Source organism: Pseudomonas sp. PS01303 (assembly GCF_029959385.1).
In the GTDB taxonomy this organism is placed as follows: domain Bacteria; phylum Pseudomonadota; class Gammaproteobacteria; order Pseudomonadales; family Pseudomonadaceae; genus Aquipseudomonas; species Aquipseudomonas rustica.
Genome location: NZ_JASCPK010000066.1, coordinates 1 through 25,444 on the forward strand (window position 1 = coordinate 1; position 25,444 = coordinate 25,444).

Genomic DNA, 25,444 nt, shown 5'->3' on the forward strand with positions numbered 1-25,444 from the left:
GCCTTCGGCAGCGCCTACAGGGTTATCAGCAGTCCCGAGCCGCCGTTGGCATTTGTTACGAGGCTGTTTTAATGCCGTTGTCCAACATCCACATCATCCATCAGGACGCCGCTGTACTGGTGGTGAACAAACCGACGTTGCTGCTCTCGGTGCCCGGTCGCGCCGACGACAACAAGGATTGCCTGATTACCCGTCTGCAGGAAAACGGCTACCCGGAAGCGCGCATCGTCCATCGTCTGGACTGGGAAACCTCCGGCATCATTCTGCTGGCCCGTGACGCCGACACGCATCGCGAACTGTCGCGCCAGTTTCATGACCGTGAAACCGAAAAGGCCTACACCGCGTTGGCCTGGGGTCAGCCGGAACTGGACAGTGGCAGCATCGATTTGCCCCTGCGCTACGACCCGCCAACCAAGCCGCGCCACGTGGTTGATCACGAATTCGGCAAACATGCGCTGACCTTCTGGCGCGTGCTGGAACGTTGTGGCGACTGGTGCCGCGTCGAGCTGACGCCGATCACCGGCCGCTCGCACCAGTTGCGCGTGCACATGCTGTCCATCGGTCATCCGCTGCTGGGTGACGGACTCTACGCCCATGAACAAGCCTTGGCCGCCTGGCCGCGTTTGTGTTTGCACGCGAGTATGTTGAGCTTCACCCATCCCCAGACCGGCGAACGCTTGCGCTTCGAATGCCCGGCACCGTTTTAAGGATTTTTGTTTCGGATGAGTTGTATTGATTCCCTCGCCACACCCCTGAAAAAAACCCGCCAGCAGTTGTTGTACCTGATTTATGGCAATCAGGATGTCTACCGCCGCGAGGCCAAGTTCAGCATCCTCACCGTGTTGTCCCAGGCGAAAAACGGCCAGCTCCCGGCGATCAGGATTCTCACTGATCGCCCGCAAGATTACGCCGGATGGCCGGTCGACACGGTGTTCCTCGACGAAGCGACGCTGACGCGCTGGCAAGGCGAAAACGGCTACCACCATCGCCGCAAGGCCTGCGCCATCGCCGCTGGCATGCAGTGGGCAGAGAAGACGCTGTTCGTCGACACCGACACGCTGTTCACCGATCATCCCAGCCGTCTGCTCGATGCCATCGGGCAGGATTGCTCGGTCATGGATCGCTTCGAGTACGACTGGAAAGACGTGCACCAGCGCAGCGACTATCTGAAACTTGCGCGCGACCTCAGTGCGTATGGCGTGACGCCGGACAACGGCTTCAAGCTCTACAACAGCGGCCTGTGCGGCGTCACCGAAAACGATCTGGATCTGTTCGAAGAGTCGATCCGCATGATCGATCAATGCACGGTTGGCGGTTTCGAGATTCACACCATCGAGCAGATCGCGTTGTCGTATGCCATGCGTGAACGCCGGGTCGTGGAAGCGCGAAAATACGTCTACCACTACTTCGCCGAAAAGCGTTTTTTCCATGCGATGCAGACGTACTTCTTCTCCCAGCATGGCGAAACGTTCAGTCAGCGACTGGTGGATCTGTGCCGCGACGTGCCGCGAGTCAAACCGTTCCCGTCGGCCTGGCAGCGCCTGAAAATCAAATGGAAACTGCGCAACCAGAGCGGCGCCTTGCGCAAGGTCGGGCGAGACTTGTTGTATGGCAGCGCTGCACCGGATGATCCGTACTACAGCGCCTGTCGCCATGAGTGGTGGGAATGTGCGTCGCGGGAGATTCTGCGTTGGGACGAGAGCCGGCAGAAAAAGCTCCTGAGCCAGAGCCGCTGGCCAAAACAGCTGCCACGCCCGGACAAGCCGGAAGACGAGAAAGTCATCATGCGCTACCTGAAAAAACGCGTGTTCAGCCCGCGCTAACCAACCCCACCCCTTGTAGGAGCAAAGCTTGCTCGCGAAAGCGCTGTGTCATTCAGCATAGATGTTGCTGACCCGACGCCTTCGCGAGCAAGCTCAGCTCCCACAGGTTTTGCGTTCGCAATGGGCGTCAACCGCGTTAAACTCCCGGCCATTGCTGTCTGGAGCTTGTTATGCGCGAAGAGTTGAACCAAGGCCTGATCGACTTCCTCAAGGCCTCCCCTACCCCGTTCCACGCCACCGCCAGTCTTGTGCAACGTCTGGAGGCCGCCGGTTTTGTGCGCCTCGACGAACGCGAGCCGTGGACCACCGAGCCTAACGGCCGCTATTACGTTACTCGTAATGACTCCTCGATCGTCGCGATCAAAATGGGCCGCACTTCACCCCTGCACGGTGGCATCCGTCTGGTTGGCGCGCACACCGACAGCCCGTGCCTGCGCGTCAAACCACAGCCGGAACTGCAGCGTCAGGGTTTCTGGCAACTGGGCGTTGAAGTGTATGGTGGCGCACTGCTGGCGCCGTGGTTCGACCGCGATCTGTCGCTGGCCGGCCGCGTCACCTTCCGCCGCGACGGCAAGGTCGAAAGCCAACTGATCGACTTCAAGGCGCCGATCGCGATCATTCCCAACCTGGCCATTCACCTCAACCGTGAAGCCAATCAGGGCTGGGCGATCAACGCGCAGACCGAGCTGCCGCCGATCCTCGCGCAATTTGCCGGTGACGAACGCGTCGATTTCCGCGCCGTGCTCACCGATCAACTGGCCCGCGAACACGGCTTGAACGCCGACGTCGTGCTCGATTACGAGCTGAGTTTCTACGACACACAAAGTGCTGCAGTGATTGGCCTGAACGGCGACTTCATTGCCGGCGCGCGTCTCGACAACTTGCTGTCGTGCTATGCCGGTCTGCAAGCGCTGCTGACCGCCGAAACCGACGAAACTTGCGTGCTGGTCTGCAACGATCACGAAGAAGTCGGCTCCTGCTCGGCCTGCGGCGCTGACGGCCCGATGCTCGAACAAACCCTGCGCCGTCTGCTGCCGGAAGGTGACGAATTCGTTCGCACCATCCAGAAATCCCTGCTGGTCTCGGCCGACAACGCCCACGGCGTGCACCCGAACTACGCCGACAAGCACGACGCCAACCACGGCCCGAAACTCAACGCCGGCCCGGTGATCAAGGTCAACAGCAACCAGCGCTACGCCACCAACAGCGAAACCGCCGGTTTCTTCCGCCATCTGTGCATGGCCGAAGAAGTGCCGGTGCAAAGCTTCGTAGTGCGCAGCGACATGGGCTGCGGCTCGACCATCGGCCCGATCACCGCCAGCCACCTCGGTGTGCGCACCGTCGATATCGGCTTGCCTACCTTCGCCATGCACTCGATCCGCGAACTGTGCGGCAGCCACGACCTGGCGCACCTGGTGAAAGTGCTGAGCGCGTTTTACGCCTGCCAGGAACTCCCGTAACCCCCCTGTAGGAGCTGCCGCAGGTTGCGATCTTTTGATCCTGTTTTTCAAAAGACAAGATCAAAAGATCGCAGCCTGCGGCAGCTCCTACACAGATCAATACAATGCCCATAAAAGCCACCTAGACTTTAATCATCCCTTTCGACAAGGCTGTCTCCATGATCACGATGTCTTCGTTTCACGCCATGCTCATTCCGATCCTGTGCGGAATGCTCCTGCTGGCCATCGGCTTCAACTTCCGCGACAAGAACGCCGGTGTCTTCGCCATGTGGGTCGGCATGCTGTTGATCCTCGCTACCGTGGTTTACAAGATCCTCGCCAAACTCAACGAATAACCGCGCACCGGCTCGCATTGCAGCAGGCGGGCTCGTACACTCGTTCGATCCGCCCATTGCGAGGTTGACCGCCTAGTGTTTGCTCGTCTTTTTGCTTTACCCAGTCTGTTCCTCGTCTGCCTGATGACGCTGCTGCCGCTGGCGCCTGCCCAGGCGGTCGGTCTGCCCGGCCTGCTCAACACCAACAAGGCCCAGCCCGAAGCGCAAGAACCCCTCGGTCAATCCCTCGACGAAGTCATCAAGTCGCTGGAAAACGACAAGCAACGCGCGCAACTGCTCACCGACCTGAAAAAGCTGCGCGACGCCACGAAAAAAGCCCAGACCACACCTGAAGAAGGCGTGCTCGGCCTGATCGGCGGCACCCTCGCCAATTTCGAAAAACAATTCACCGGTGCTGACAGCCCGCTCAATCGCTGGTCTGCCGAGTTCGATCTGGCCAAAGATGAATTCAGCGCCTTGATGATGCCGGCCAGCGAATGGCTGCCGGTAATCTTCGGTTTCGCCATGATTCTGATGGTCTGGAGCCTGCTCGCCGCTGCGCTGATCTGGCTCAGTCATCGCGTGCGCATGCGTTTTGGTCTGACCGAAGAACTGCCGCAACACCCCAAAGCCCTCGACATGCTGCGCTTCGCCCTGCGCAAACTCGGGCCGTGGCTGATCGCTTTGGTCATCACCGTTTACATGAGTTACGCCTTGCCGTCCTCGCTGGGCAAAAGTCTGGCGATGGTGCTGGCGTACGCATTGGTGGTCGGCACCTGCTTCTCGGCGATCTGCGTGATTGCTTTCTCCCTGCTCGATGGCCCGCACCGCCATCGCGCGCTGTACATCCTGCGTCATCAGGCGTTCCGGCCGTTGTGGCTGATCGGCAGCTTCGCCGCGTTCGGTGAGGCGCTGAATGATCCGCGTCTGATCGAAAGCCTCGGCGTGCATCTGGCCCACACCGCCGCGACCGTCGCCAATGTCCTCGCGGCAATTTCAACCGGCCTGTTCATTCTGCGGTTCCGCCGACCGATTGCGCACCTGATTCGCAACCAGCCCCTGTCGCGACGCCTGACCCGCCGCGCGCTCAGCGACACCATCGATATCCTCGGCACCTTCTGGTACGTCCCGGCGCTGGTGCTGGTGGGGATTTCGCTGTTCGCGACGTTCTTCTCCGCCGGCGACACCAGCACTGCTTTGCGCCAATCGATGATCTGCACGGTGTTGCTGGTGTTGTGCATGGTGATCAACGGCCTGGTGCGTCGCCACTCGCTGAAACCGCAGCGCGGGGCCAAACGTCATGCACTGTATTCGGAACGACTGAAAAACTTCTTCTATACCCTCGCTCATCTGCTGGTGTGGCTGGCGTTTATCGAGTTGGGTCTGCGGGTCTGGGGCAAGTCGCTGATCACTTTCGCAGAAGGCGACGGGCATGACGTCAGCGTCAAACTGTTCAGCCTCGCTGGCACGCTGCTGTTTGCCTGGCTGATCTGGATTCTTTCTGATACGGCTGTGCACCACGCCCTCACCCGCTCGCGCAAAGGCCTCGCCAATGCGCGCGCGCAAACGATGATGCCGCTGATCCGCAACGTGCTGTTCGTGGCGATTTTCATCATCGCGCTGATCGTCGCGCTGGCGAACATGGGCATGAACGTTACGCCACTGCTGGCCGGTGCCGGTGTGATCGGTCTGGCCATCGGTTTCGGTGCGCAGTCGCTGGTTGCCGACTTGATCACCGGCCTGTTCATCATCATCGAAGACTCACTGGCCATCGATGACTACGTCGACGTCGGCGGCCACCTCGGCACCGTCGAAGGCCTGACCATCCGCACCGTGCGCCTGCGCGACATCGACGGCATCGTCCACACGATCCCGTTCAGCGAAATCAAAAGCATCAAGAACTACTCCCGCGAATTCGGCTACGCGATCTTCCGCGTCGCGGTGCCGTACAACATGGAAATCGACGACGCGATCAAACTGATGCGCGACGTCGGCCAGAAGATGCGCACCGATCCCCTGCAACGCCGCAATATCTGGTCGCCGCTGGAAATTCAGGGTGTCGAGAGTTTTGAGTCCGGCAGCGCGATTTTGCGTGCACGGTTCAAGACGGCGCCGATCAAACAGTGGGAAGTGTCGCGGGCATTCAACTTGTCGCTGAAGCGGCATCTGGATGAAGCCGGACTGGATCTGGCCACCCCACGCATGAGCGTACAAGTGATCACTGCCGGCGGTGGCGAGCCTAAGGAATAGCACTCAGGCGCGCAGTTGCAGTCACAGGCAGGGAAGCCCAAAAACAATAACCAAGGAGAAACCCGATGCAGCTGACCCGCATTGCCCATGCCGTTCTACTCACCCTGTTCGCCTGTCACGCCGGCGCCGCCACCATGGAAAGCACGCGCTCACAGATCGCCGAGCAGACGCAAAAACTTGAACCGGAACTGCTGGAAACCCGCCGCGACATCCACGCCCACCCCGAACTCGGCAACACTGAAAAGCGCACGTCGGAATTGGTCGCCAAACAACTCAAAGCCATGGGCCTGGAAGTCAAAACCGGCGTGGCGCGCACTGGCGTGGTCGCCGTCCTCAAAGGCGCCCTGCCCGGCCCGACCGTCGCCCTGCGCGCCGACATGGACGCGCTGCCGGTCAAGGAAGTTTCCGACCTGCCATTCGCCTCGAAAGCCAAAGGCACCTATCTCGACAAAGAAGTCGACGTGATGCACGCCTGCGGCCACGACGCCCACACCGCGATCCTGCTCAGCACGGCGAAAATTCTGACCGGCATGCGCGACACCCTGCCCGGCACCGTGGTGTTCTACTTCCAGCCCGCCGAAGAAGGCCCGAGCGACTTCATCCCCGACGGCAAAAATACCTGGGGCGCGAAAATGATGGTCGAGGAAGGCGTGATGAAATCACCGAAACCCGACGCCGTCTTCGGCCTGCACGTCTGGGCCGGCGTCCCCGCCGGCCAGATCACCTACCGCCCCGGCCCGACCCTCGCCAGCTCCGACGACCTGCGCATCAAAATCCTCGGCAAACAAACCCACGCCGGCCGCCCATGGGACGGCATCGACCCGATCACCGTCGGCGCACAAACCATCGTCGGCCTGCAAACCGTGGTCAGCCGCCGCACCGACATCTCGTCGTTTCCATCGGTGGTCAGCATCGGCACCATCAACGGCGGGACGCGCTACAACATCATTCCCGAATCGGTCGACATGACCGGGACGATCCGCTCATACGACTACGGCATCCGCCAGAAACTCCACGCCGAGGTACGCCAGACCGTCGAAAAAATCGCCGAAAGCGGCGGTGCCAAAGCGGACGTCACCATCATCGAAAAATACGACCCGACCATCAACAACCCGGCACTCACTGAAAAAATGCTGCCGACGTTGAAGTGGGCGGCCAAGGATGACGTGGTGCAAGGGCCGCTGGTGGGCGGGGCTGAGGACTTCTCGTTCTTTGCCAAAGAAGCGCCGGGGCTGTTCGTGTTTCTTGGCGTGACGCCGCGGGATCAAGACATGAGCAAAGCCGCGCCGAATCATAATCCAGGGTTCTTTGTCGATGAGTCAGCGTTGGTGGTTGGCGTGAGGACACTGGCCTCGTTGGCGACGGATTATTTGTATGCCAACGCGCAGACAGACAAGTAAAGAGGCGGTGACTGTGGGGGCGCTTTCGCGAGCGCGCTCGCTCCCACAATTGGATCGTGTGCAGCCTGTCAGAAAAAGGGCGCCTGTAAGGGCGCTTTCGCGAGCAGGCTCACTCCTACAATTGGATTGAGTACATCCACAGTAAACAGGTCGGCTGTCAGGCCGCCTTCGCGAGCAAGCTCTGCTCCTACAAAAGCAAAAGCAAAAGCCGAGCGCGCCATGCTTCTCACCACTCAATAGGCCGAGTGTCAGCTCGCCTGCTTTTGATCTTGAACTTGATCTTAGAGCCCGTCGGGAGGCTGAGTGGAGGGATTCATACGGGGAAAGCATCGAGAGGAGGTGCAGCGAAGCAAACCGTAGGCGATGCCCCCGGATGAACCCGGAGCGAAGGAACCCGAGCCTTAGCGAGGGCCGGACGTCAGGGCACAGACCTTTTGGTTACTTTTGGGGCGTTTGCCAAAAGTGACCCGCCGTAAGGGCGGAACCATAATCAGCAACACCCGCAGCAACGGATATGCCCCCAAAAAACGATCAAACAACGTCGACCCCCACATGAATCGCATCATGCCGCCAAAACTCCAGATCACAATCAATCAACCGCTCATGCTGATCATAATTAACCCGAGCAATCCGTAACCCAGGACTCCCCACCGACACCCGCAAAGCCGCCGCCGCATCCACCGACAAAGACGTCGGCACAATCTCAAAGCGCACCCGCCCATAGTGCAAATCGTAATGCCGCGCATACAACTCAGTAATCGACTGATTCAAATCAAACTCAAGGATCCCCGGAAAAAACTGCGGATTCAAATAGTGCTCCACATACAACACCAACCGCCCGTCAATCCGCCGCGACCGGCAAATCTGAATCACGCTGGACAGCGCCGGCAACTGCAACCACTCGCATACCGCCGCCGACGCCGGTTGCAGCCGCGCCGAAATCACCTCGGTCGACGGCACCCGCCCCTGCGCACTGACCATCGCGTGAAAGTGACTGCGTTGCATCAGGTTATAGGCCAGACGCGGCGGCGAAACGAACCAGCCGCGCCGCTCCTCACGATAAATCTGCCCCTGTGCCTCCAACTGCAACAACGCCTCACGCACAGTAATCCGCGTGGTGCCAAACAGCTCACTGAGCTTGCGTTCGGCCGGCAACTTACTGCCCGCCGCCAACAAACCGTGGTCGAGCTGCTCCTGCAACACCTGGCCAATGGCTGTCACCGCTTTTGTTGCCTCATCGCGCATCAACGTTACCTATCTGGACTAGACCAGCACTGTTTCGGGGCAAAACCGCACGGTGATCAAACCCGTTTCGCGGTGTTGCAAGCCTAGGCAGTACACATGACCGATAGATGACAAAACTACCGAACGGTCATCCTCACGGCTTGCAATACATCGGCCAAGTCCCTTGCCCTCCGGGCCTTTGAGCATGGTCTACGCTTATCTGGCACCTGCCGATATTGGCCAGATAAAAGGCCTGGCGCGAGGCCACCGACATCAAAGTGTCATCCAGCCCCCTTAAATTGGCTCAGGTATTGCTGACCTAGACCAACAACCACCGCAATCGCAGCGTTGAACACGACCAAGGAGCTTCGGAATGAAACAGCTTTTCCTGGCAACACTGTTAGGCTCGACCATTGCACTGTGCACCTCCGCCATGGCGGCCGGCACCGATCTGAAAACCCTAGAAGCCGCTGCGAAAGCGGAAGGCGCCGTCAACAGCGTCGGCATGCCCGATGACTGGGCCAACTGGAAAGGCACCTGGGAAGACCTGGCCAAAACCTACGGCCTGAAACACATCGACACCGACATGAGCTCGGCTCAGGAAATCGCCAAGTTCGCGGCGGAAAAAGACAATGCCACCGCTGACATCGGCGACGTTGGCGCCGCCTTCGGCCCGATCGCGGTCAAGCAAGGCGTGGTGCAACCGTACAAGCCAAGCACCTGGGATCAGGTCCCGGACTGGGCCAAGGACAAGGACGGCAACTGGGCACTGGCCTACACCGGCACCATCGCCTTCATCGTCAACAAAAAGTTGCTGCACGGCTCCGAAGTACCGACCAAATGGGCTGACCTCAAGGGCGGCAAATACAAGGTCTCCATCGGTGACGTAAGCACCGCCGCCCAGGCTGCCAACGGCGTTCTCGCTGCGGCACTGGCCAACGGTGGCGACGAGAAAAACATCAAGCCGGCCCTGCTGTTGTTTGCCGACATTGCCAAGCAAGGTCGCCTGTCGATGGCTAACCCGACCATCGCCACCATGGAAAAAGGCGAGATCGAAGTCGGTGTGGTCTGGGACTTCAACGGCCTCAGCTACAAAGCCAAGATGGCCAACCCGGATGATTACGTGGTGTTGATCCCGTCCGACGGTTCGGTGATTTCCGGCTACACCACGATCATCAACAAGTACGCGAAAAACCCTAACGCCGCCAAGCTGACCCGCGAATACATCTTCAGCGACGCCGGCCAGACCAACCTCGCCCGCGGCAACGCGCGCCCGATCCGCGCCGAGCATCTGCAACTGCCGGAAGACGTGAAGGCCAAACTGCTGCCGAACGAGCAGTACAAAAAGGTCACCCCGATCAAAGACGCCGACGCCTGGGAAAAGACCTCCAAAGCCCTGCCACAGCAGTGGAACGAAGAAGTCATCGTAGAGATGAAGTAATCCTTCATCTGTAGGAGCAAAGCTTGCTCGCGAACCGCAGCACCACGGTTTATCGAAAACCGCGCCGCGCCCTTCGCGAGCAAGCTCTGCTCCTACAGTTTTTAACGACTTTCATTGTTTCGCGGAGTTTTTGCCTCTATGAAGCACAACGTCATCCTTGTCGTGCTCGACGGTCTCAACTACGAGGTCGCGCGCCACGCCATGGGGCATCTGCAGGCTTATGTTGGCGCAGGACGCGCCGCGCTCTACCAGTTGGAGTGCGAGCTGCCGGCCCTGTCCCGACCGCTTTATGAATGCATCCTCACCGGCGTGCCGCCGATCGACAGCGGCATCGTCCACAACAACGTCTCGCGCCTGTCCAATCAGCGCAGCATTTATCACTACGCCCGCGATGCCGGTCTGAAAACCGCAGCCGCGGCGTATCACTGGGTCAGCGAGTTGTACAACCGCTCGCCCTTCGTCGCCGCCCGCGACCGCCACACCGACAATCTGTCGCTGCCGATCCAGCACGGGCATTTCTACTGGAACGATCACTATCCGGATTCGCACCTGTTCGCCGACGCGGAAAACCTGCGTCTGCGCCATGATCCGAACTTCCTGCTGATCCACCCGATGAACATCGACGACGCCGGGCACAAACACGGCCTCGACAGTTCGCAATACCGCAACAGCGCGCGCTCGGCGGACATCATCCTCGCCGACTATTTGCAGAGCTGGCTCGACGCTGGTTATCAAGTGCTGGTGACCGCCGACCACGGCATGAACAACGACCGCTCGCACAACGGCCTGCTGCCGGAAGAACGCCAAGTGCCGCTTTTCGTCCTCGGCGATGCCTTCAGCTTCAGCGCTGATGCCGCGCCGAAGCAGACGGAAATCTGCGGCACCGTCTGCGAACTGCTCGGCGTGCCCCACGACAAACCTGTGTGCCGGGAGCTGCTCAAGTGAATGCCATGACTCGCGGCAAATGGCTGGCGGCGTTGTGCCTGGTGCCCTTCGCGCTGTTCTTTATCGTCTTCGAAATCGCCCCGCTGGTCTGGGTAATGATCAACAGCCTGCAATCGGAAGAGTTCGGTTGGGGCATCGAAAACTTCACCAAGATCTTCAGTTCGAAGTTCTATCTACAGGCGATCCAGTACAGCCTGGAAATCAGTTTCTGGTCGAGCGTATTCGGCATCATCATTGCCGTGCTCGGGGCGTATTCCCTGCGCCGCGTTGATTCAAAACTGCGCAACTTCGTGAATGCCTTCGCCAACATGACCAGCAACTTTGCCGGCGTGCCGTTGGCGTTCGCCTTCATCATCCTGCTCGGTTTCAACGGCAGCATCACCATCATGCTCAAGCAGGCCGGGATCATTCAGGATTTCAACCTGTACTCGAAAACCGGCTTGATCATCCTCTACACCTATTTCCAGATTCCCCTCGGCGTGCTGCTGCTCTACCCGGCCTTCGACGCCTTGCGTGAAGACTGGCGCGAATCCGCAGCATTGCTCGGCGCCAACGGCTGGCAGTTCTGGCGGCACATCGGTTTGCCAGTGCTGACACCTGCTTTGCTCGGTACGTTTGTGATTCTGCTGGCCAACGCCCTCGGCGCCTACGCCACGGTGTATGCACTGACGACGGGCAACTTCAACGTCCTGCCGATCCGGATTGCAGCGATGGTCTCCGGCGACATTTCCCTCGACCCGAATCTGGCCAGCGCTCTGGCCGTGGTGCTGGTGGCGCTGATGACCATCGTCACCGTCGTGCATCAACTGCTGTTGAAGAGGAGCTACCATGTCTCGCGCTGAATCCGGCCCGGCCGGCCTCTACCACCGCGTCGTGGTTTATCTGCTGTTTGCGATCCTCTTGCTGCCACTGGCGGGCACGCTGGTCTACTCGATCGCCAGCAGTTGGTCGGCGACCATTCTGCCCAGCGGCTTCACCTTCAAGTGGTACATCCAGTTGTGGAGCGACCCGCGCTTCCTTCACGCGTTCGGCCAGTCATTGCTGGTCTGCGTCGGCGCGCTGGTGCTGTCGGTGGTGTTGATTCTGCCGCTGCTGTTCGTCGTGCATTACCACTTCCCGAAACTCGACGCGCTGATGAATATCCTGATCCTGCTGCCCTTCGCGGTGCCGCCGGTGGTGTCGTCGGTGGGTCTGTTGCAACTCTACGGTTCCGGGCCGATGGCGATGGTCGGCACGCCGTGGATTCTGATCGGCTGCTACTTCACCGTGGCCCTGCCGTTCATGTACCGCGCGATCACCAACAACCTGCAAGCAATCAACCTGCGCGACCTGATGGACGCCGCGCAACTGCTCGGCGCCAGCACCTTTCAGGCAGCCATTCTGGTGGTGCTGCCCAACCTGCGCAAAGGCCTGATGGTCGCGTTGCTGCTGTCGTTCTCGTTCCTGTTCGGTGAGTTCGTTTTCGCCAACATTCTGGTCGGCACGCGTTACGAAACCCTGCAGGTTTATCTGAACAACATGCGCAACAGCAGCGGTCACTTCACCAGTGCGCTGGTCATCTCGTATTTCTTTTTCGTGCTGGTCCTGACCTGGATCGCCAACATCTTGAACAAGGACAAAAGCGAATGAGCTATGTCAGCGTCCAACACCTGCAGAAAAATTACGCGGGCACCCCGGTGTTCAGCGACATCAACTGCGAGATCAACAAAGGCGAATTCGTCACCCTGCTCGGCCCGTCCGGTTGCGGCAAATCTACCCTGCTGCGCTGCATCGCCGGCCTGACGCCGGTGGATGGCGGCCAAATCCTGCTGGATGGCGTCGACATCGTCCCGCTGACACCGCAAAAACGCGGGATCGGCATGGTCTTCCAGAGCTACGCGCTGTTCCCCAACATGACCGTCGAGCAGAACGTCGCATTCGGTTTGCGCATGCAAAAGGTCAACGCCGACGACAGCCATAAACGCGTGTCGGAAGTATTGAAACTGGTTGAACTCAACGATTTCGCCAGCCGCTATCCGCATCAACTCTCCGGTGGCCAATGCCAGCGTGTCGCCCTCGCCCGTTCGCTGGTCACGCGCCCACGCTTGTTGCTATTGGATGAACCGCTGTCGGCCCTCGATGCACGAATTCGCAAACACCTGCGCGAACAGATCCGTCAGATCCAGCGCGAACTTGGCCTGACCACGATCTTCGTCACACACGATCAGGAAGAAGCGCTGACCATGTCTGATCGCATTTTCCTGATGAATCAGGGAAAAATCGTACAGAGCGGCGACGCCGAGACCTTGTACACCGCGCCCGTCGACGTGTTCGCCGCAGGCTTTATCGGCAACTACAACCTGCTCGACGCCGAAGCCGCGTCGAAACTGTTGCAGCGCCCGATCAACCATCGCATCGCCATTCGCCCGGAAGCCATCGAACTGAGCCTCAACGGCGAACTCGACGCGCAGATCCGCAGCCACAGCCTGCTCGGCAATGTCATTCGCTATCGCATCGAAGCGCGCGGCGTGGAATTGGTGGTGGATGTGCTCAATCGTTCGGCGGCTGATCTGCATCCCGACGGTCAGCGTCTGGCGCTTTCCATCGATCCGACGGCCCTGTGTGAAGTCGCTTAAAAGCAGCTGCAAGCTTCGAGCTACAAGCTACAAGCTTCAAGTTGTAGACTGCGGCGTAGCTGATTCCAATTCTTGCAGCTCGAAGCATGTAGCTCGCAGCTGTTCTCGGAGAGAACTGATGGCCCTGGCAATTTTTGATCTGGACGAAACGTTGATCCACGGCGACTGCGCCACCCTCTGGAGCGAGCAGATGGGGCGCCTGGGCTGGGTCGATCCCGAGTCGTTCATGCGCAAGAACAACGAACTGATGGACGCCTACAGCCATGGCAAATTACGCATGGAAGACTACATGGCGTTCAGCCTCGAACCGCTGATCGGCCGTACGCCAGAAGAAGTCGAGCACCTGGTCGGGCCGTGGGTTGAAGACTTTATCGAACCGATCATCTTCAGCGACGCGACCAAAACCATCGCCGCGCACCGCAAGGCCGGCGACCGGATTCTGGTGATCTCGGCGTCGGGCACGCACCTGGTCAGACCGATTGCCGATCGACTCGGCATCGACAAGATTCTGGGGATTGAAATGGAAGTCGCACACGGCGTTTACAGCGGCCAGACCGTGGGCACGTTGACCTACCGTGAAGGCAAGATCACTCGCTTGCTGGAGTGGCTGGACGCTGAGGAAGAGAACCTCGAAGGCGCGAGTTTTTATTCCGACTCACGCAATGACCTGCCATTGCTGCTGAAAGTGGATTTCCCGCACGTGGTCAACCCGGATCCGGTGCTGCTCGAGCACGCCGAAAAAGCCGGCTGGCCAATCCATCTCTGGAAATGACAAAGATTTAATCTGCAATTGCAGGCTGACATCCCGAACCTGAGTTCGACGCCATGTGTTAGGTCGACGAATCTCGACAGGACAACTCGGTCAGTCCCCTCTCCCTTTGGGAGAGGGTTAGGGTGAGGGGCTTCTTCTGCCTGCAAGTCAGCTCAGGCTATCGTCGATCACCAATACCAACTTCCCGGAAACAGTATTGCTGGCCAGCTCGGCAAACGCCGCCTCGGCATCCTTCACCGCAAACGCCTTGGCCAACTGCGGACTCAACCGCCCCTCAGCAAACAACGGCCACACCTGCTGGCCCAAATCGCTCAACAGATCCGCCTTGAACTGATCATCACGGCTGCGCAACGTCGAGCCCAGCAACTGCACGCGCTTACCCAACACTTGCGCCAGATCCAGTTTCGCTTCGCGGCCACCCATCAAACCGATCAGCACCCAACGCCCGTCCAGCGCCATCAACTTCAGATTCAGCGCCGAATAATTACCGCCCACCGGATCAAGAATCACATCGAACGGCCCGAGGTCGCGCAGGCTCTCCAAATCGTCAGTGCGCAGCACCCCGCCCTGAGCCCCCAGCGCCTCGCAATAAGCCAAACGCTCGGCCGAACCGACGCTGACCCAGCAGGGATTGCCAAACGCCTTACACAGCTGAATGGCGGCTGAACCGATTCCACTTGCCCCGGCGTGCAAGAGAACTTTCTCACCCGGTTTGAGCGCCGCAAGTTGAAACACATTCAGCCAGACTGTTGCGTAAACCTCGGGCAATGCCGCCGCTTCAATCAACGAAACGCCTTCGGGAACCGGCAGCACGTGCCGCCCGTCAACCACCACCTCTTCGGCCATGCCGCCCCCGGCCAGCAAGGCGCAGATCCGATCGCCGACCTGCCACGAACTGCCCGCGCCGACCTCGCTGATGACCCCGGAACACTCCAGACCGAGCACGTCGCTTGCGCCCGGCGGTGGCGGATAGAGACCGGCTTTCTGTAATAAATCGGCGCGATTGAGGCCGGCTGCCGCCACTCGAATGCGAACTTGTCCTACATCACATGTAGGACTCGGGGTCTCAACCCACGCCACTTGACCTTCCACGCCTTGCAATGCCTTCACAGTGCCTCCATAGTGAGTCTGGACTGAGCCCGAAGCTGTAGCGCCGGGCTTTTTGCATTATGCGACCGGCTCTCGTAGAACCGGCGACTTCAAAGACGGCCTAATATGCGTTATCAATTGTCCCCGCGTCGAATCAGCATGAAGCATCTGCTCCCAAGCACCGCCCTCGCTCTATTCATCGGTATCGGTATTTTGCCGATGTCGGGCAATACCTTCGCTGCCAACAGCTGGGACAAATTGCAGCCTGATCGCGATGAAGTCATCGCCAGTCTGAACGTCGTCGAGTTGCTCAAGCGTCACCACTACAGCAAGCCGCCGCTCGACGATGCGCGCTCGGTGATCATCTACGACAGCTACATCAAGCTGCTGGATCCGTCGCGCAGCTATTTCATGGCCAGCGACATCGCCGAATTCGACAAGTGGAAGACGCAGTTCGACGACTTCCTCAAAAGCGGCGACCTCAACGCCGGCTTCACCATCTACAAGCGTTATCTGGATCGCGTCAAATCGCGTCTGGACTTCGCCATCGCCGAGCTCAACAAAGGCGTCGACAAGATGGACTTCAACACCAAGGAAACCTTGCTGATCGATCGCAAGGACGCTCCTTGGCTGAAATCCACTGCAGAACTTGATGACCTGTGGCGCAAACGCGTCAAGGACGAAGTCCTGCGCCAGAAGATCGCCGGCAAAGATCCGAAGCAGATTCAGGAAACCCTGACCAAGCGCTACAAGAACCAATTGGCGCGCTTGGATCAGACCCGTCCGGAAGACATCTTCCAGGCGTACATCAACACCTTCGCCATGTCGTACGACCCGCACACCAACTATCTGTCGCCGGATAACGCGGAAAACTTCGACATCAACATGAGCCTGTCCCTCGAGGGCATCGGCGCCGTGTTGCAGAGCGACAACGACCAGGTGAAAGTCGTGCGTCTGGTGCCGGCAGGCCCGGCCGACAAGACCAAACAAGTCGCCCCGGCGGACAAGATCATCGGCGTTGCCCAAGGCAACAAAGAGATGGTCGACGTGGTCGGCTGGCGTCTGGACGAAGTGGTCAAACTGATTCGTGGCCCGAAAGGCACCGTCGTGCGTCTGGAAGTGATTCCGGCGAGCAATGCGCCGAACGACCAGACCACCAAGATCGTGCCGATCACCCGTGAAGCGGTGAAGCTAGAAGACCAGGCGGTGAAGAAGTCCATCCTCAACCTGAAACAGGACGGTAAGGACTACAAGCTCGGCGTCATCGAGATTCCGGCCTTCTACCTCGACTTCAAAGCGTTCCGCGCCGGTGATCCGGACTACAAGAGCACCACCCGCGACGTTAAAAAACTGCTGACTGAACTGCAGAAAGAAAAAGTCGACGGTGTGGTTATCGACCTGCGCAACAACGGCGGCGGCTCCCTGCAGGAAGCTACCGAGCTGACCAGTCTGTTCATCGACAAAGGCCCGACCGTACTGGTGCGTAATGCCGATGGCCGTGTCGACGTGCTCGAAGATGAAAACCCGGGCGCGTTCTACAAAGGCCCGATGGCGCTGCTGGTCAACCGCTTGTCCGCCTCGGCTTCGGAGATTTTCGCCGGCGCCATGCAGGACTACCATCGCGCGCTGATCATCGGTGGCCAGACCTTCGGTAAAGGCACCGTGCAGACCATTCAGCCGCTGAACCATGGCGAACTGAAACTGACCCTGGCCAAGTTCTACCGGGTTTCCGGTCAGAGCACCCAGCATCAGGGCGTGCTGCCGGACATCGACTACCCGTCGCTGATCGACACCAAGGAAATTGGCGAAAGCGCTCTGCCGGAAGCCATGCCGTGGGACACCATCCGCGCGGCCATCAAACCGGCGGCCGATCCGTTCAAACCGTATCTGGCTCAGCTCAAATCCGAGCATGACGCCCGCACGGCGAAAGACGCGGAGTTCGTGTTCATCCGTGACAAGCTGGCACTCGCGCAAAAACTGATGGAAGAAAAAACCGTCAGCCTCAATGAAACCGAGCGTCGCGCGCAACACACCGACATCGACGCCAAGCAGCTGGCGATGGAAAACATCCGTCGCAAAGCCAAAGGCGAAGAGCCGCTCAAAGAGCTGAAGAAAGAAGACGACGACGCCCTTACGGCCGCCGAGCCGGACAAGGTCAAACCAGAAGACGATGCCTACCTGAGCGAAACCGGGCGCGTGCTGCTGGATTACCTGAAGCTGAGCAATCAGGTGGCGAAGAAGTAAGTGATGGCAATTTAATGCTGACGATCCCCGGATCGTCATCAAACAGTCATCATTCTGTCGTGCAATAAAGGACTGGGAGCCACTCTCCAACGAGAGCGCTCCCAGTCCTTTTTTTATCGCCAGAGATTGCCATGACCACGACCGAACAGCTGAGTGCCTTGAGCTCGATCCTGACTCAAAGCGGATTGCACAGCCTGTTCCAGCCGATCATCTGCCTCTCTGAACGCCGCATTCTCGGCTACGAAGCGCTGACACGCGGCCCGTCCAACAGCCCTCTTCACTCGCCGATTGCCTTGTTCGCCGTGGCGCGACAGGCCGGACGTTTGAGTGAACTGGAAATCGCCTGCCGCCAAAGCGCCTGCCGTCGTTTCAATGAACAGCAACTGCCGGGCAAACTGTTTCTCAACGTCTCGCCCGAGTCATTACTCGAAGCCGCACACCAGCCAGGACGCACGCTGCAACTACTGCAGGACTTCGGCATTCCACCCAGCCAGGTCGTCATTGAACTGACCGAACAAACACCCATCGACGACTTCCAGCTGCTGCAAACCGCACTGCATCACTACCGCGCGATGGGCTTCTCCATCGCGCTGGATGATCTTGGCGCCGGTTATTCGAGCCTGCGCCTGTGGTCGGAGCTGCGCCCGGATTACGTGAAGATCGATCGGCACTTCATCGACGGCATCCACCAGGATGCGCTGAAACGCGAATTCGTCGGCTCGATCCTACAAATCGCCAAAGCCTCCCGCGCGCAAGTCATCGCCGAAGGCATCGAACTGCCGGAAGAACTCGCGGTGCTCACCGAAATGGGCGTCGACCTGGTGCAAGGCTATTTGCTCGGCCGCCCACAAGAACACCCACCGCGCGACGCCCGCACGTTGATGCCCAAACACGACAGCAGCAGCGTTGCGCTGAATGACGAAGGCAGCGACCTCAGCGCCCTGCTCAACGACCAACCCGCCGTAGCGCGCGACACACCGACCGCGACCGTACTGGAAGCCTTCCGCCGCCAAGCCAACCTCAACTCACTGGCCGTGCTCGACGAACAGGGTCAGCCGTGTGGCATCGTCCATCGCCATTCCTTGTCGGATGCGCTGCTCAAACCGTTTGCCACTGACTTGTTTGCGCGTAAACCGATTAGCCGATTGATGAATGACGACTTTCTCGCGGTGGAAATGAGTCAGTCGTTGCAGCAAGTGAGCCGCCTCATCACCAGCCGCGCCCGTCAGCGGATCGAAGAAGATTTCATCATCACCCTCAACGGCAGCTACCTCGGTCTCGGCCGGGTGATCGACGTGCTCAAACTCATCACCGAACTGAAAATCCAACAGGCACGCTACGCCAACCCGCTGACCTTGCTGCCTGGCAATGTGCCAATTCAGCAGTGCCTCACCCGCCTGCTGCAACAGGGTCGAGAATCAGTCATCTGCTACGTCGACATCGACAGCTTCAAACCCTTCAACGATATCTACGGGTACGGACGCGGGGACGAAGTGTTGTTGTGTCTCGCGCAATGCCTGAATGAACGCGTCGACCCCACCCGAGATTTCGTTGGCCACATTGGTGGCGACGACTTCCTGTTAGTCCTCGGCCCTGAAGACTGGCGCAAGCGACTCAATCAACTGCTCGACGATTTCCAGAGCCAATGCCGACGCTTCTATCGCCCCGAACACCTTGAAGCAGGCTGCTTCATCGCACCGAACCGCCAAGGCGTGCGGCAGGAGTTTCCGCTGTTGTCGCTATCCATTGGCGTCGTGCATCTACACCCCGAGGCCTGCGCACAGCTTGATGCCAGTCAGCTTGCGGAAATGGCTTCCCAGGCGAAGCATCATGCGAAGAATGTTCCGGGGTATAGCGTGCATCTGTTGGATAGCCTTACAACCATAGAACTCCACCAGCCGCAGCTAATGGGTCAACGCTAATCCCTCAAACGACACAAATCCATGTGGGAGCGGGGTTGCTCGCGAAGGCGTCAGTCCAATCACCAAAAAAACTGATCAGAAATTATGTACCACCATAATTAAAGAGACCAAGATCAAGCTTCCGAGCACACTTAATACTAAATTCGCGAGATGCATCATAAGAATCATTTCGAAAATAGAACACTTGACGATAGAGGGATCTAATCGCTGGATCCTTCATAGATCGCATTTTATTCACAACAGCTAAAAGCTTATAAACCTCCCTATTTCGATCCATAGTTTTTTCTAAAAAATCTTCTTCAGAGGAAATACCGCAGACAGATGGAAAACCAAATGAAAAGTCTGGCGCACTGGCAATCAGCTTGACAAGTGCACGTGCCAATTTTCCCGCAAAATATGATCTCGCCAAACATTCTGGGTCTGCTGAAAACAGCAAGAACTCATCCCAATCAAAGAAATTATTTACGGCGCCATCAAAAACCGCTGCATCGCCATCCTCACCACTGTCATACATATCAATATCAGCACCTTGATATGCCCAGGCCCAAATCAGCTCTCTAGTCAATTCTTGACCGACCATTAACTCACCATATTAGTCAAATCATGAGGATCACAGATAAAATCACAGTTTAAAAACATAGAGCTCAGTCTTAGAACAGCTCACCACGTAGAAATATCTTCAGCAGCTGCTTTCATGAGGTCGTTGCTCCAAGCTATGGTAGCCAGCCGAAATACATCCTCAAAAAAAACTCTAGTATCTTGCATCTCATCCCAACCACTTGGAAATGAAGAGTAGGCTTCTGGATCATACATAAATAGAGATTTAAAATCGTACATTGGATCCTCAAGGGCTTCCTGCAAACTCTGATATATAAAATACCTATGCTTATAAGACTTCCAAGTAGGCAAGCAATAATTAACAATGATCACCTCTCTATCACTGGGATTATCTGGATCAAGCAACTCCAACTCTTCTCCTAGCGTTTCCTCACGATCATAAATATCTAGCCCAGCCAGAAAAAACGAGGGACTTGGTTTAAATGGAAGTCCGTCATCTGAATCAATAAACATTTCCCATCCCTATTTTATTGGATACAGCGTGAAAGGAACTCCAGTCACGCGATCGAACTTCATTTCAAAGCGATCAAGCTTGATCAACTTCGGATTCTCTTTTGACTTTGGATTCGGAACATAACCTTCGCCAGCCCCGGGTAGATCCATCCTAACAATATCTGCCAACTGGGAATCTTTACCGGTAAAACGCGGCAATCCGTTTTCGACTCGTGTTGTAGCAAGAACATAGGCCTCAAGCATAATTTCGTAATTGTAGAACCTAGAACTCGGATTACCGTTCCTATCTTTAGGTGTTTTACCCGTAATTGGATTCGTACCATCGATCGCTCGTTGCTTCCACTTCTCATCTGGCACCTCCGGCCCGTGCTTTCCAACCATATGCATCTTTTGGCTATCGTTTAACCTTAATATTTCTTTCTTCGCCCTCTCTGCTGTGCTGATTTTTAATGCCGGCAGCGCAGGCTCACCCTCATCAACCTTAGCCCCACCAATCCCACCCGGCACCTCGCACCCAGGCCTATTGGGCGGCGGACAATTGGAGTTCAACCCCAACGGATCCACCCACCCCGTGGGATTCGGCGTGTACTGGTACTGATTCAACCCACCCGCGAGCTTCACCGGATCCGGCGTCAAATACCGTCCCAGGCGCGGGTCGTAATACCGATGCCGGTTGTAATGCAGTCCACTTTCCGCGTCGAAATACTGCCCCTGAAACCGCAGCGGCTGATCCAGGTATTCCTCAGCCGCCAACGTCACCGCCGCGACTTTTCCATAGGCGTCGTACTGCGCCGACCAGACGATTTCCCCGCTGTAATCGGTCAGTTCCAGCGGCGTGCCGAGGTGGTCGTTCTGGTAGTAAAACGGGCAGGCTTTTTTCGGGCCTTTGCCGTCGAGCAGCGCGAGCGGGCGGAAGGTGCCGGGTTCGTAGACGTAGCTGCGGTATTCGCTCTGGCTGCTTTCGGCGACGAGGTTGTCGCCTTGCCAGAAGAATTCAGTGGTTGCGCCGTCGACAGTTTTGCTGATGCGCCGGCCGAAGGCGTCGTAACGGTAAGACGCGGTTTTACCGTCAGGGCGAGTCAGGCCGATCAGGCGGTGCTGGCAGTCGTAGCGGTATTCGGTGACGAGTTTGTGCGCGGTGCCTCGGCGCTCGCGAATCAGATTGCCGAAGACGTCGTAGTCGTAATGGCGGTCGCCTTGCATCAACAGGCGGTTGCCTGTGATTTTGCTGGGGCCGGGGCGATCCTGCATGAGCAGGTTGCCGGCCGGGTCGTGGGCGTAGGTTTCCGGGAGTTCGTCGCGGGAGTGGCGGACGCGGGTCAGTCGGTCGAGGGCGTCGTAGTAATAGCTGCGCTGACCGTGGCGGCTATCGGCGATGCTCGCCAGGTTGCCGTTGACCGCGTAGCTGTAGTGGCGCAGGTACAGTGGGCTGGATTGTTGATTGACGGCGTGGGCCTGAAGGCGACCCTGTTCGTCGTAGTGATAGTGGCTGTGCAGCAAACCTTGCTGACGGGTTTGCTCGCGACCGAATTCGAACTGATGGGTGGTCAGGCGTGCGCCGTTGAGGTCGATCGCGGTCAGCGCGCCGCCCTTGGCATGGTGGTAATCGAGTTTGCTGTTGTCCGGCAGACGCATGCGCTTGAGCTGGCCGCAAGCGTCGTAGGCATAGCGCAGAGTGCCCCAGCCCTGGTGCTCGGTGATCAGCCGATCCTGGCGGTCGTATTCGAAGGCCAGCGGATGGTTTTGGCCATTATCGACACCGATCAAGCGACCGAGACTGTCGTACTGGTAGCTGACCTTCACTCCGTCCGGCAGGGTTTTAACCAGCAGACGCCCGGCGCCATCGCGTTCGTATGCGGTGACTAAACGTGAGTCGTCATCGCCAAACTCGGTCTTTTCCAGCAGATGCCCGTTGAGGTCATACACGTAAGCGGTACGGCGCCCATCGAAACCGGTTTCCTGTCGGATTAATCCGGTCGGCGTGTAGTCCAGCCGATATTTCTCACCCGACTCGTTCTCAATTTCCGTGAGCAACAGTTGGGCATGGTCGTAGCGATACTGAACCCGCGTGCCGTCGTGGTTAATGCGGCGGGAGACCAGATGCAGGTCATCGTCGTATTCATACCGGGTGACATGCCCCAGCTCATCACGCTCGGCGGTGACTTGCCCGTAAGCGCCGTAGCTATAACCACGCGTGGCACCCGTAGGAAAAGTCGTCTGAACCAGTCGGCCAACGGCGTCCCACTGCTGTCGCGTAACGGCGCCATGTTGATCAACCGTGGTCGTCCGCCGTCCCAAAGCATCGTAGGAAAAGCGCCGTACGCCACCCTCAGGCAACGTCTCTTCAACCAGTTGGCCAAGATCATTCCAGGCCAGCAAATGCCGACTGGTGTCCGGATACCGGATCGACACCAGTTGCCCGCGAACGCTGTAGTAGTAATGAGTGACCTGTCCGTCAGGATCGACGGCCTCGGTGATGTCGCCCTCGGCATTGCGCCGATAAATCCACACCGCATCGCCACGCAAACGCCGATGCAGGAAACCGTTGCGATACTCGTAGGAAGTCGGCGCATCCGCCGCAGTAATCAGCGCGATCAGTCGTCCGACATCGTCATAGCGGTACTCGGTGACAGACCCCAGCGCATCCTGTTCAGCGATCAACCGTCCCTGATCGTCGTACGCCTTGAGTTGCTCACCGCCATCGGCCTCAACCTTGCGCACCAGTCGCGCACGGTCGTCGTGAACGTAAACCTCTTCGGTGCCATCGACGTAATGCACCGCCACACTGCCGTCGTCATCCCAGACGTAACGCGTGTCCATCTGCGAAAACGACGCCCAGTGCCGTACACAACGCGCAGCCTTGCCAGCCCGTTCCCACTCCCAGAAAAAACTCGCACCACCGGTCAGCTGTCGCTGCAGGATGACGTGCGCGTCGTCGTAGTCGTAGCGCTCGCTTTCACCTGCGGCATTGGTCGCCGCGAGCAAACGCTGACGCGCGTCATAGCAATAACTGACGAGGGTTTGCTCGGTACGCCACGCCTCTTCAAGGCGCTCGGCTGGATGAAAACTCTGATAGTCGATCGCGATCAGTTGCGCACGGTCGTAGCGCAACTGCAGCGCCCGCCCCGCGCCATTGTCGAGACGACTGATGCGATCCTGACGATCGCGGCTGATGCGTAAACGGTTGTCGTACGCATCGCTAAGCGCCGTCAGACGCCCGGCACGAAAGTGATAAAACCGCGCCGTTTCCCCGGCCAGCGCAAGAATCAGCTCCTCCGGCTCATCCCCAAGAAAAATCGCCGCCCGCGACAGGCTGTTGTGAATCGCCGGACGCTCCACACTCGGCAGCGGAAACGTCGTGCGCCTATTCTCGTGATCGACCCAAACAACCGAGTCACCATCAAATTCCAGCCGATGCGCCAGCGAATGGCTCCAGCCAAACCCCAGCCCGACATCGATTTCCACGGCACTGGTGCGATACAACCGAGTGAATTCAAACGGCAACACGCCGTCGAGCACAGCATCCGTCAGCGTCAGCAGTTCCTCGCCAGTGACCATCGATACCGGACAGCCGTTGGTGCAGGTACGCGGTACACAATCAGCGCTGTCCCCGTTGGGATTTTTCGCCTGATCCGGAGCGTCATCGTGGTGCTCGTCTTTCTTCAGCAAGGCGTTGCGCTTGGCGTCCCAACGCAACTGCATCCGGCCTTTTTTCACCCCGGCGGCAATCCCGCGTGCAGCGACTTTTTTGTATTTGTCGACGTACTTGATGAAGCCTTCGACGATGGCAAACATCGCCATCAGCAACCGCGTCAACGCTGACAACAACTGCGCGGCGCGGTCAGCCAGACGCAGCGTCAGATAAGCGATGCCGGCACCCGCACCGACAAACGTCAGCACGACGCCGATCAGCACATCGATCAGCACCTGCACGATCATCATTGACGCAGCTTCGGCGGTTTTGCCGGCGATCTCGCTGGGCGGCAGCATCTCCAGCCAAAGGCTGGCGGTACGCAGCAGCAAACACAGCGCAGCTTCGTCGCTCATCAGCAACTGCAGCTTTTCCATGACATCGGGAGCCGTCTCCGCCAGCTCCTTCAACTGCGTGGCCCCAGCCCCCAACCGCTCGGCGAAGGCCCCGGGATCCTTGAGAATGTCCGAGAGCAAACCGATGCTGTCCCACACACCCTCGATCGCCGCCCAGCTCCCAGCCAGCATGCCGTTGCTTGCCGATGTCGCCACCGACTGCGACCACTGCGGTTTAAAACCCTGCCACTCACCGCGCAGCCAGCCGTCGAGTTCACGGGTCAGGCCGTCGTAGGCTTTAAACAGGTCATCAACCTGGTCCGTGGTGACCTCGCTGTGCACCAGCACCCGATAGAACTTGCCCGCTGTGCCCTTGAACAAGCCTTTGCCTTGCGCATCAAGGGTTACGGGGGTGACTTCGCCACTGTCCATAGCGATCACATCGACGGTGATATTGCCGAGCGCAATGTCGTACACCGACTCGAACTTGCTCTCGATCAACATCAGCCCGTCCTTCGGGCACTGGACGACGCCGGAGAAAAACTCGTTATCGGTACTGCTGACAACGGTGCTGTTTTCGCCGAAGCGGATGATCCGCTCCATGCCCATCAGCGACGGCAGATCCGCCGCGTGGCTGACTTTGTCCGCAGCACGGCTGGCCCAGTGTTTGAGCTGTTCGCGGTAGAGGCTGAGGCTGGCGGGAAAGCTGTCGAGTTCTTGCTCGATGCGAGCGATGGCGTCCATCAGCGCACGTCAGAGCGCGAATTGGACGGGTTAATCGGGTCGAACATGAGCGTTCCCTCGCGCAAAAAAATAGGCGCGGGAACTGTGCGGGGTATCAATCAGGA

The 25,444-nt window shown here is 58.4% G+C and carries 20 protein-coding genes; 14 read left to right on the top strand and 6 right to left on the bottom strand.

Annotated elements, in window-relative coordinates:
- The first annotated feature begins 71 nt into the window (after positions 1-71).
- From QMX93_RS17860 to QMX93_RS17885, 6 genes are all read left to right on the top strand, one after another.
- Entirely contained in the window at positions 72-707 is a 636-nt protein-coding gene (locus tag QMX93_RS17860; protein ID WP_034151766.1) for an RluA family pseudouridine synthase, read from the top strand.
- Positions 708-722: 15 nt separating this feature from the next.
- The gene (locus QMX93_RS17865; protein WP_282357439.1) at positions 723-1,823 is read left to right on the top strand and encodes a hypothetical protein; all 1,101 of its coding nucleotides are present in this window, start codon (positions 723-725) and stop codon (positions 1,821-1,823) included.
- 170 nt (positions 1,824-1,993) lie between these two features.
- Positions 1,994-3,283 carry a M18 family aminopeptidase gene (locus QMX93_RS17870; RefSeq protein ID WP_282357441.1) on the top strand — a complete coding sequence of 430 codons (1,290 nt, stop codon included), beginning with the start codon at positions 1,994-1,996 and terminating at the stop codon, positions 3,281-3,283.
- A 158-nt stretch (positions 3,284-3,441) separates the two neighbouring features.
- Positions 3,442-3,618, top strand: a complete 177-nt coding sequence (locus QMX93_RS17875; protein ID WP_172680090.1) for a hypothetical protein — start codon at positions 3,442-3,444, stop codon at positions 3,616-3,618.
- A gap of 75 nt (positions 3,619-3,693) precedes the next feature.
- Complete coding sequence (locus QMX93_RS17880; RefSeq protein ID WP_212544298.1) at positions 3,694-5,847, top strand: mechanosensitive ion channel domain-containing protein; 2,154 nt, start codon at positions 3,694-3,696, stop codon at positions 5,845-5,847.
- Between the two features lie 65 nt (positions 5,848-5,912).
- The gene (locus QMX93_RS17885) at positions 5,913-7,247 is read left to right on the top strand and encodes an amidohydrolase (RefSeq protein WP_282357442.1); all 1,335 of its coding nucleotides are present in this window, start codon (positions 5,913-5,915) and stop codon (positions 7,245-7,247) included.
- Between the two features lie 68 nt (positions 7,248-7,315).
- Here the strand turns inward: QMX93_RS17885 and QMX93_RS17890 are convergent, their stop codons facing one another.
- Together QMX93_RS17890 and QMX93_RS17895 are read right to left on the bottom strand one after the other, a co-directional pair.
- Positions 7,316-7,468, bottom strand: coding sequence for a hypothetical protein (locus QMX93_RS17890; protein WP_282357444.1), 153 nt, complete (start codon positions 7,466-7,468; stop codon positions 7,316-7,318).
- Between the two features lie 310 nt (positions 7,469-7,778).
- Positions 7,779-8,492 carry a UTRA domain-containing protein gene (locus QMX93_RS17895; protein ID WP_282357446.1) on the bottom strand — a complete coding sequence of 238 codons (714 nt, stop codon included), beginning with the start codon at positions 8,490-8,492 and terminating at the stop codon, positions 7,779-7,781.
- A 352-nt stretch (positions 8,493-8,844) separates the two neighbouring features.
- On the opposite strand from QMX93_RS17895, the gene QMX93_RS17900 reads away from it, so the two are divergent.
- From QMX93_RS17900 to QMX93_RS17925, 6 genes are all read left to right on the top strand, one after another.
- A complete protein-coding gene (locus QMX93_RS17900) occupies positions 8,845-9,912 on the top strand; it encodes an ABC transporter substrate-binding protein (RefSeq protein WP_141129984.1) in 1,068 nt (355 codons plus the stop codon).
- A 138-nt stretch (positions 9,913-10,050) separates the two neighbouring features.
- Positions 10,051-10,857, top strand: coding sequence for an alkaline phosphatase family protein (locus tag QMX93_RS17905; protein WP_282357454.1), 807 nt, complete (start codon positions 10,051-10,053; stop codon positions 10,855-10,857).
- A 5-nt stretch (positions 10,858-10,862) separates the two neighbouring features.
- On the top strand, positions 10,863-11,699 hold the full coding sequence (locus QMX93_RS17910) for an ABC transporter permease subunit (protein ID WP_178124209.1): 837 nt from the start codon (positions 10,863-10,865) through the stop codon (positions 11,697-11,699).
- Positions 11,686-12,486 (top strand): ABC transporter permease, encoded by an 801-nt coding sequence (locus QMX93_RS17915; protein WP_008083711.1) that lies wholly within the window; start codon positions 11,686-11,688, stop codon positions 12,484-12,486. The genes QMX93_RS17910 and QMX93_RS17915 overlap by 14 nt, the downstream gene beginning before the upstream one ends.
- Complete coding sequence (locus QMX93_RS17920; RefSeq protein WP_159814905.1) at positions 12,483-13,472, top strand: ABC transporter ATP-binding protein; 990 nt, start codon at positions 12,483-12,485, stop codon at positions 13,470-13,472. Before QMX93_RS17915 ends, QMX93_RS17920 begins: the two co-directional genes overlap by 4 nt.
- A 118-nt stretch (positions 13,473-13,590) precedes the next feature.
- Positions 13,591-14,244, top strand: coding sequence for an HAD family hydrolase (locus tag QMX93_RS17925; RefSeq protein WP_282357458.1), 654 nt, complete (start codon positions 13,591-13,593; stop codon positions 14,242-14,244).
- Between the two features lie 147 nt (positions 14,245-14,391).
- Here QMX93_RS17925 and QMX93_RS17930 read toward each other — a convergent pair whose 3' ends face one another.
- Positions 14,392-15,354 (bottom strand): zinc-binding dehydrogenase, encoded by a 963-nt coding sequence (locus QMX93_RS17930; protein ID WP_282357460.1) that lies wholly within the window; start codon positions 15,352-15,354, stop codon positions 14,392-14,394.
- A 138-nt stretch (positions 15,355-15,492) separates the two neighbouring features.
- Between QMX93_RS17930 and QMX93_RS17935 the strand changes: the two genes are divergently transcribed.
- Both QMX93_RS17935 and QMX93_RS17940 read left to right on the top strand, forming a co-directional pair.
- A complete protein-coding gene (locus tag QMX93_RS17935) occupies positions 15,493-17,577 on the top strand; it encodes a carboxy terminal-processing peptidase (RefSeq protein WP_172680089.1) in 2,085 nt (694 codons plus the stop codon).
- Positions 17,578-17,708: 131 nt separating this feature from the next.
- Positions 17,709-19,499: a bifunctional diguanylate cyclase/phosphodiesterase gene (locus tag QMX93_RS17940; RefSeq protein ID WP_282357464.1), complete on the top strand. Its 1,791-nt coding sequence runs from the start codon at positions 17,709-17,711 to the stop codon at positions 19,497-19,499.
- A gap of 82 nt (positions 19,500-19,581) precedes the next feature.
- Here QMX93_RS17940 and QMX93_RS17945 read toward each other — a convergent pair whose 3' ends face one another.
- The 3 genes from QMX93_RS17945 to QMX93_RS17955 all read right to left on the bottom strand — a co-directional run bounded on the left by QMX93_RS17945 (position 19,582) and on the right by QMX93_RS17955 (position 25,340).
- Positions 19,582-20,079: a hypothetical protein gene (locus QMX93_RS17945; RefSeq protein WP_282357466.1), complete on the bottom strand. Its 498-nt coding sequence runs from the start codon at positions 20,077-20,079 to the stop codon at positions 19,582-19,584.
- Positions 20,080-20,159: 80 nt separating this feature from the next.
- Entirely contained in the window at positions 20,160-20,570 is a 411-nt protein-coding gene (locus QMX93_RS17950; RefSeq protein ID WP_282357468.1) for a hypothetical protein, read from the bottom strand.
- A 9-nt stretch (positions 20,571-20,579) separates the two neighbouring features.
- On the bottom strand, positions 20,580-25,340 hold the full coding sequence (locus tag QMX93_RS17955) for an RHS repeat-associated core domain-containing protein (protein WP_282357469.1): 4,761 nt from the start codon (positions 25,338-25,340) through the stop codon (positions 20,580-20,582).
- Between the last annotated feature and the right edge of the window lie 104 nt (positions 25,341-25,444).

Bases quoted from the DNA above. Each gene is read 5' to 3' on its own strand.
- QMX93_RS17910 (WP_178124209.1), top strand. From the start codon at position 10,863: ATGACTCGCGGCAAATGGCTGGCGGCGTTGTGCCTGGTGCCCTTCGCG.
- QMX93_RS17860 (WP_034151766.1), top strand. From the start codon at position 72: ATGCCGTTGTCCAACATCCACATCATCCATCAGGACGCCGCTGTACTG.
- QMX93_RS17925 (WP_282357458.1), top strand. From the start codon at position 13,591: ATGGCCCTGGCAATTTTTGATCTGGACGAAACGTTGATCCACGGCGAC.
- QMX93_RS17875 (WP_172680090.1), top strand. From the start codon at position 3,442: ATGATCACGATGTCTTCGTTTCACGCCATGCTCATTCCGATCCTGTGC.
- QMX93_RS17870 (WP_282357441.1), top strand. From the start codon at position 1,994: ATGCGCGAAGAGTTGAACCAAGGCCTGATCGACTTCCTCAAGGCCTCC.
- QMX93_RS17955 (WP_282357469.1), bottom strand. From the start codon at position 25,340: ATGGACGCCATCGCTCGCATCGAGCAAGAACTCGACAGCTTTCCCGCC.
- QMX93_RS17895 (WP_282357446.1), bottom strand. From the start codon at position 8,492: ATGCGCGATGAGGCAACAAAAGCGGTGACAGCCATTGGCCAGGTGTTG.
- QMX93_RS17920 (WP_159814905.1), top strand. From the start codon at position 12,483: ATGAGCTATGTCAGCGTCCAACACCTGCAGAAAAATTACGCGGGCACC.
- QMX93_RS17940 (WP_282357464.1), top strand. From the start codon at position 17,709: ATGACCACGACCGAACAGCTGAGTGCCTTGAGCTCGATCCTGACTCAA.
- QMX93_RS17935 (WP_172680089.1), top strand. From the start codon at position 15,493: ATGAAGCATCTGCTCCCAAGCACCGCCCTCGCTCTATTCATCGGTATC.
- QMX93_RS17950 (WP_282357468.1), bottom strand. From the start codon at position 20,570: ATGTTTATTGATTCAGATGACGGACTTCCATTTAAACCAAGTCCCTCG.
- QMX93_RS17900 (WP_141129984.1), top strand. From the start codon at position 8,845: ATGAAACAGCTTTTCCTGGCAACACTGTTAGGCTCGACCATTGCACTG.
- QMX93_RS17945 (WP_282357466.1), bottom strand. From the start codon at position 20,079: ATGGTCGGTCAAGAATTGACTAGAGAGCTGATTTGGGCCTGGGCATAT.
- QMX93_RS17890 (WP_282357444.1), bottom strand. From the start codon at position 7,468: ATGGCGCGCTCGGCTTTTGCTTTTGCTTTTGTAGGAGCAGAGCTTGCT.
- QMX93_RS17865 (WP_282357439.1), top strand. From the start codon at position 723: ATGAGTTGTATTGATTCCCTCGCCACACCCCTGAAAAAAACCCGCCAG.
- QMX93_RS17915 (WP_008083711.1), top strand. From the start codon at position 11,686: ATGTCTCGCGCTGAATCCGGCCCGGCCGGCCTCTACCACCGCGTCGTG.
- QMX93_RS17885 (WP_282357442.1), top strand. From the start codon at position 5,913: ATGCAGCTGACCCGCATTGCCCATGCCGTTCTACTCACCCTGTTCGCC.
- QMX93_RS17905 (WP_282357454.1), top strand. From the start codon at position 10,051: ATGAAGCACAACGTCATCCTTGTCGTGCTCGACGGTCTCAACTACGAG.